The organism is Bariatricus sp. HCP28S3_A7 (assembly GCF_052066375.1).
In the GTDB taxonomy this organism is placed as follows: domain Bacteria; phylum Bacillota; class Clostridia; order Lachnospirales; family Lachnospiraceae; genus Allocoprococcus.
The window spans coordinates 39,330-46,437 of record NZ_JBQHSG010000018.1 but is presented as its reverse complement, the minus strand read 5'-3'; the positions used below and the strand labels follow the sequence as shown (position 1 = coordinate 46,437).

The following is a 7,108-nucleotide window of genomic DNA, read 5'->3' as shown; positions in this document are numbered from 1 at the left end:
AGAGCAGACTTCCAGAATATCTGCGCGATGCGCTTCATACACAGGTTGCAGTGGCATAAATCGCTATTTTATTAGCTGAAATATTGAATTTTCAAGGTACAAATCCCATTTTGGGTATGGGAAGTCTTAGTTACCAAATCCAAAAAACAAACGGAAGATATATTTTGTACTTTACCATACAAAACAATAATCTTTCAAATAACGTACATTGTGACGCATCTGCAAATTTCATTCCTTCTCTGAATTTCTTATCATTCATACACGCAACAAATTTTGAATAAGAACCACTTTTCCTGATTCTCATACTATTTTGCGCATACTCATGTGCAACCATCTTCTTATAAAATTCATCCTCTAACTTATGTTCTTTACAAAAATCGTAAATATTTTCAACCAACTTCATATAATCCAGAATGTATTTTTCTGAAAAAAATGACTCGTCATTGCATTCTCATTATCTCTTCTATAAAAATATAGTACCTCATCCATGACCGCCACTTTCTTACAATAAAAAGCACAGTCACGAATATAACAAAACTCCTCAGCAAAACGTATGGGTGCAAATCTCTCTTTTTTTGCTATTTCTGATTTAATCATTGAATTCCACACAAAATATTTTCGTTAATCAGAAATGGTCTTTTGTAATATATCTCCACAATTTGTTTTGACGTTCCCAGTTTCCCTTGTATCACCTACTCCCAATTCACCTTGAAATTCTTTCTGTCTCGAAAAGACAATAGCACAGTCTGGATTCTGTACAAATAGTTGCATCATTTTCTTCAAATGTTTCAAGTGATATACATCACTATCAATACAAGTACTATAATAACTATTACACTTATCCAACACATAATTTCTTGCCATAGAACCCCTCGCTATTTCTATGAATTACTTTTATCCAAGAATCCTTTTTGCATAATCATTAGCAATTTTAGATGACTGATTTGTAGATCCTTCATTCACAATCAATAATTCCCAATTTTTATAACTCTGATTCTTTCCTGTGATAGTCATTCACTACCATCAAAACTTTTATCTTTCACTGACAACTACATTACATACAATCATCTACCAAACCGCTTTCTTTTAGTATCAATACAGTGTGCTCTAGCCCCTCTTTTGCAGTAAATGTTTCTATATAACCAATTTCTGTTATTTTCTTCATATTCAATGAAGAATTATTCATCGGATTAAATACGCCCTTTTCTTCTCTGGATGGTTCCCTAATTTTTAATTCGACACCACCTGCTTTTGCAAGTATCTGTGCCATCTCTCTAATACTAGTAACATCTTCTGTGCCGATATTGTATGCTTCACCTGACACCCCGTTTATAAGGCAAACTAAAATTGCCATTGCTGCATCTATGCAATAGCAATAGGATCTTTTTTGCAAACCAGTGCTAAGCATCTCCAAGTTTTCTCCTCTTGCTGCCTTATATGCAAAATCGGAGGATATTCTTTTATCTTTTGTTGATGCCGTTGGTCCATAAACATGACCCGGTCTCACTATGGAAACATCAATACCATATTCTGTTGCATATGATTTGCATAACATTTCAGATGCGCGTTTTGATTCAGAATAGGAATTTCTTATATTATCAAGATCAATATAGCCATAATTTGTTTCTACGAATGGATCTTCCTTATCTTTTTGACCATACACTTCACTCGAAGAAATATAAACCATACGAGTTTTCTTTCCAACGCAGTAATTTAAAAGATTGTTCACACCGTTAATATTGGAAAGCATTGTTTCAACAGGTTTATTTGTGTAAAGTTCTGGACTGGCACTTCCGGCTCCATGTATTATAAAATCTACATCTTCTGCTATTTGGAGTGGAAGTATTGCATCGTATACAATAGGTATAATTCTTTCGTCAAACCTTTTTTCAATTTTATTTTGGTTTCTCCCAGCGCCCAAAATATTTATTTTTATTCCTGTTATTTCTTGCAAAATCAAAAGAACGTCTATCAAAGAAGAACAAATTAGTCCAGTCGCACCAGTAACAAGAACACTTTTTCCATCGAATGAACTAAAATCATACTTTTCTAACGCTTTCTTTATATCGTTTCTGTAAAGCGTACTATTTAGTAGTCCCATATTCTTATTTAACCCAATCCTCCTTTTTAGCAGCCAGTAAAGCCTTAAAAATCTCAAGGTCATCTACTGTAGTGATTTTCAAATTTTTCTCAGAACCTTTTGAAAAATACGATTTTTTTCCCAAAGCTTCCATCAAAGAACATGTGGCAGCCATATTTGTAATCCCTTTCGTCTTTGCTTCCTGATATGCATTATAAATATCGCCTAATAAATATGTATGTGGCGTCTGAGTTCTCCATAGTTCTTCTCTCCTAATAGATTTGCAAGAACTATTTCCGCCTTTTGAAACAAATACAACTTCCGTACACGGAATCACGGCTACAGCTGATCCATGTTGTTTTTGTTTAACTAAACTGTCTGTAATGATTTCTGAGCTTACCATTGGTCGGTTTCCATCATGTATCATTACAATATCATCATTTAAATGATCTTTTTTGACAGCTTTAATACCATTGTAGATAGACTCCTGTCCAGTAGCACCTCCATTTACAACATATTTTAGTTTTGTAATATTATACTGCTTTGCGTAAGCCAATAAAATTTGTTCCCATCCCTCAAGAATGACCACACAAATCTCATCGATACTAGGATGATTCTGAAATGCCTCCAATGTATAAATGATAATAGGCTTGTTTTCTACATGTAAAAATTGTTTTGGAATATCCTGGTGCGTCCTAATTCCTTTACCAGCTGCAGTAAGAATTGCTATTGTAGACATTATTTTCCCTCCCTGTTATTTACAAAGACATTAATTTCATGAATAGTCAATATGAAAGCTTTTATAGATTACATTTCAATAGTAGTGCTCCCATTAACTTTTGATACAAAAAGGCAGCCAAACCAGTAACAACGGCGCATATAAGAAAATATACATATTGATTCATATCTATACCACTCAGCGCAATCATCGGGAGTCGCTGTAATATATATATTTCAAAAGTATGTTTCCCAAGCCAGTTCAACACAGGGTTTCCAATTTTGATTCTGCTCGTCGCAAAAACAACAAGCAGTACAAAAAAGATTCCCCGCAATTCAACCATCGCAAGCCAAATCATGCCATGACACTTTAGGGCACACAGATACGATGCCATAAACGCAACAACACAGGCCACAACTATCATTAAATATCTACCCATCTTTTCCATCAACGTTTTGATTTTCTGTTCATAATTTCCAAAAAGCATACCCAGTGGATAACAGAAAATCGTATTGTAGTACCAACTTCCCTTTCCACACAGAATCAACATAACGACGTAAACACAACAGCCCGCAGTCACAAAGAGCATTGTTGTCATACTGTCCTGCCTAGATATAATCCCTCCAAAATAGGAAAAAGCATATAGCACCAGTATAGCTAGAATATACCAATTGCTGTTTCCCACAGACTGCCATGCCGTAAAGGAAAGAAGAATCGTTGATGTGCTGTACACCTTTCCCATCAATAGATTAAGAAACAGAAATAGACACACCGCAATCGCAAATTGGATCCACACCCTGAAAATTCGCTTGGGGAATTTCTGCAAGTAATCATTTTTCGTTTTCAGCGACACCATTATTCCATATCCAGAATAAAAAAGGAAGGTTGTGACAATAAGCTGTTCTAAATATCCATCAACAGTCCAAAATATTCTGTCATAAGCTTCGCATACAATATATTCTTTAAAATGCCGTAGAAACACCAGCATCACAAAAACACCGTTGACCGCCGTTGCCTGCTCCCGCTTCAGATAGGTATTCAGATATCCCCCAGAAAAGTCAAGCTTTACCTCGATAAAAGTCAAAATTACTACACATAATAAAATTAAATCCATATTATTTTTCCTTGGAGTTCACATAGTTCTTTATTAAAACATTCAAAATCTCTTCGCCCGCATTTTTCGTGCCTTCTCTAAATTTCTTAACCGCCATCCGGCGTTTCTCCTTTAACGGGTCTATACCATCTTTAAGATTGTCCAAAATCTTTTTCAACTGATCCCATCCATTGGCATAGTAGAATGTTTTTGTCACATAAGCAATCTGAGTTGATAATTCCTCCTTTTTCCCGCAATAAATCACTGGTTTCCCCATGAGGAAAAATTCTATAAGCGTTGATGAATAGTCTGCAACCAGAACATCCGCCGTGTTTAAGGCATCATCGTAAGAGAACTTTTCATCCAACGAAATTTTCTCATTTTTTTCAATATTTTCTTTATACGTTAAGACATCTTTCTCTGACATTAAACCATATTCGATATAGTTTTCAAACATCAATGGATGGGGACGAATAACCAGACGATAGTAATCCTGACCATTAATATACTCGAGAAGGCTATCACTATAATTGAAAAAGTGGGATGCTAGATTCCCATCACCTATTTGCTTTGCGGCAGTCCACCTTGGTAACCATAGAATCGTGTTTTCCATTTTCCGAGCCTCGTGAGCATTTATGGTATCAAACCTCGGATATCCAATATTATAAAGACGCTTTCCAAATAAAAGCTCACTCAACCACATTCTGTTTTTTTTGCAATATGAATAGGAAACATCCCCATCAGCGAAAAGGAACGATATGTACTTCGTGAGACCCACATAAAACGGACCAGCATACAAATTTGGGTATTTATTCTCATTTGGCATTGCATATCCATACGGCACGTAGCATACTTTGGCAATTAATGCCAATTTTTCTAACGAATACACATCAGGGTACTGAATTGTATACGGCACATTCAGGAATATATAATCCGGCATAAGTTCAGTCAGATCATAATATGTCTCTGTCTCAAAATCATAAGTATCTATCACTTTTCCACCACATAGCTGCTGACAGAATTCAACTACCGATGCATAGGTATCCCAAAGAAGCTCTTTGTATTCATTTGCGCATCTAGGGATAGGAAGCAAATATACCTCGCATTCGTCATTAGCAACTGCCGCCTCAAAAACAGTACGTACCGAATTGAATACTTCCGTTCTCTGGACAATGAACACGATCCGCATCTTCTCATTGTAGCGTGTTCTCACGATTCGGTTTCTCTCAGTCAGATATTGTCCTCTCGCTGTCCAAATATTATCCATACAAGCGCGGTAGAAACGGCGAAGCCCTTTTGGCATACTCTTTTCGATTGCTTGCCAGTTCATCTTCGATCATTCCTTTCTTTTAAATTGTCTGAATATATTTATAACATAAAAAAACGGTTCTAGCTTTAAAATCGCGGACATTCCCACATAAATGACTGCGCCCACCACCACCTGCATCAACAACGTCAGAATCGTAGGCATAGGGATTAGAGCAATGGGGTAAATAACCGCCCCCATCAGTAGCGCAAGCGCGAAACACGGGAAAATATCTTTAACCTGCTCAAAATAGGAGTAGCCTAGTAGCTTCCTGTTCGGAGCTGAGTTAAACATAGTGGCGATCACGGAATAAATAAGACCGCTTACCGCGATCGCCACTATCCCAAAACGCATGGCCAGTAGCAGAATCATAATGGAAATGGTCTTTTTTACGATTTCCAGTTTGAGAAAGATGTCGCTTCTGCCAACCGCCTTGATTGCGTTAAGGTTTGCTGTCTGCAGGGGCTCCAGCCCCTGCGTAAAACAGGTAATCTGCAAGAATGGCACTGCCAGTAACCACTTTTCCGTGAGTAGCAGCACAACCAGCGGCTTGGCCACAACTGCCAGTCCAACCATCATGGGCCACATCAGATAGCTACTGGTCACAATCGCTCGTCTAGTGATTGCCTTGACGGTTTCCTGACTATCCTGCACTCCGGCCATAGTGGGAAGCAATACGCTGTCGATGGAGGCATTGATATTTGATACAATCAATGATGGAAAGGACTGTCCCTTTTCATAATATGCCAAATCCGCGGACGTATAGAGCTTTCCGATAATCAGCGTTCGAAGATTTGTATAAAACGTGTGAAGCAATGCGGAGGCCAACAACTTCCCTCCATATCTCAGAAGCCCCTTCAGTCTAGTAAAAGAGAACTGCAGTTTGGGTCTCCACCTTACAGTGAGCCAGAGAACCATAGTGTCGATTATTGCATTAAAGAGGCTCTGCGCCACCAACGCCCATATTCCAAATCCCATGTATGCCATGGAAATTCCAATCACTGCTGCGCCGATTGTTCCGCCTAGCGTCGCAAAGAAAAATCGCTTAAACTGTAATGTCCTGCTGACATAAGCCTGTTGGACATTCTTAATTCCGGCAATCAGCAGTGTAATTCCCAACACTCTGATCACCGATGTGAGTTCTGGGTTGTGATAAAAAGTGGCGATGAACGGTGCGCAGGAAAACAGTAGCAGGTACAGGACAATGCACATGACCAGATTAAAGAAGAATACCGAGGAAAAATCTAAATCGTCGGCATCCTTTTTCTGAATCAAGGCATTCCCCATCCCGCTGTCCACAAATACCTGCAGTATGGCTGTAAAAACTGTTACCAGAGCCATGAGTCCATATACCTCCGGTGCTAATAGTCTTGCCAGCACAATCGTTACTAAAAATGTCACTCCCTGCGCTCCACAGCGCTCCAAAAACCTCCATAGCAGAGAGGATACCGTTTTTTTCTTTAATTCATTTTCCACAAAAAAATCCCCGCGTATTTATATATTTTATTTAATATTTATTACAAATAGCCAATCTAATCGCTATGTTTTTACTCTCACAAAATGCAAATACTCTTTAAGCCTTTGCCGTATCATAAAGAAACCGCGTCAAACCTATTTATCTCTTACCAAATATTTTTATTCTCATCCGTTAATCTTAAAAATATCATACTTGGTGCATAAGAATTATTTATGCTTTCTGGTACAAATTACAATGTAAATATAGTTGAGTCCTCGTTTCGATACCGTTCTATCTGCTAACTGTCATTCCAAATCTGATCACCACCGCAAACAAATATTGTATATATAATTAGCACTTCAGATATGGAAACATATTCGTATCTCTGTTCACTATGCGAAATATTTTTCATAAATTGCTCAAATACTTGCCTCTTTTTATAGTCTTGTAAAGAA

Annotated in this window: 5 protein-coding genes and 1 pseudogene; all 6 read right to left on the bottom strand. The window is 37.6% G+C overall.

The genetic code is table 11. The annotated features are described in order from the left end of the window. Positions 1-621: 621 nt before the first annotated feature. The 6 genes and pseudogenes from ACTNA4_RS11715 to ACTNA4_RS11690 all read right to left on the bottom strand — a co-directional run bounded on the left by ACTNA4_RS11715 (position 622) and on the right by ACTNA4_RS11690 (position 6,673). Positions 622-1,014 (bottom strand): annotated as a pseudogene (locus ACTNA4_RS11715) (glycosyltransferase family A protein). A gap of 40 nt (positions 1,015-1,054) precedes the next feature. Beyond that, entirely contained in the window at positions 1,055-2,158 is a 1,104-nt protein-coding gene (locus tag ACTNA4_RS11710; protein WP_441030214.1) for an NAD-dependent epimerase/dehydratase family protein, read from the bottom strand. Beyond that, positions 2,106-2,819: an IspD/TarI family cytidylyltransferase gene (locus ACTNA4_RS11705; protein WP_441030212.1), complete on the bottom strand. Its 714-nt coding sequence runs from the start codon at positions 2,817-2,819 to the stop codon at positions 2,106-2,108. Before ACTNA4_RS11705 ends, ACTNA4_RS11710 begins: the two co-directional genes overlap by 53 nt. Positions 2,820-2,880: 61 nt before the next feature. After that, positions 2,881-3,912, bottom strand: coding sequence for an acyltransferase family protein (locus tag ACTNA4_RS11700; RefSeq protein WP_441030210.1), 1,032 nt, complete (start codon positions 3,910-3,912; stop codon positions 2,881-2,883). A 1-nt stretch (position 3,913) separates the two neighbouring features. Continuing rightward, on the bottom strand, positions 3,914-5,071 hold the full coding sequence (locus tag ACTNA4_RS11695; RefSeq protein WP_441030208.1) for a CDP-glycerol glycerophosphotransferase family protein: 1,158 nt from the start codon (positions 5,069-5,071) through the stop codon (positions 3,914-3,916). A 156-nt stretch (positions 5,072-5,227) separates the two neighbouring features. Further along, entirely contained in the window at positions 5,228-6,673 is a 1,446-nt protein-coding gene (locus tag ACTNA4_RS11690) for a lipopolysaccharide biosynthesis protein (RefSeq protein WP_441030206.1), read from the bottom strand. Positions 6,674-7,108 lie beyond the last annotated feature (435 nt).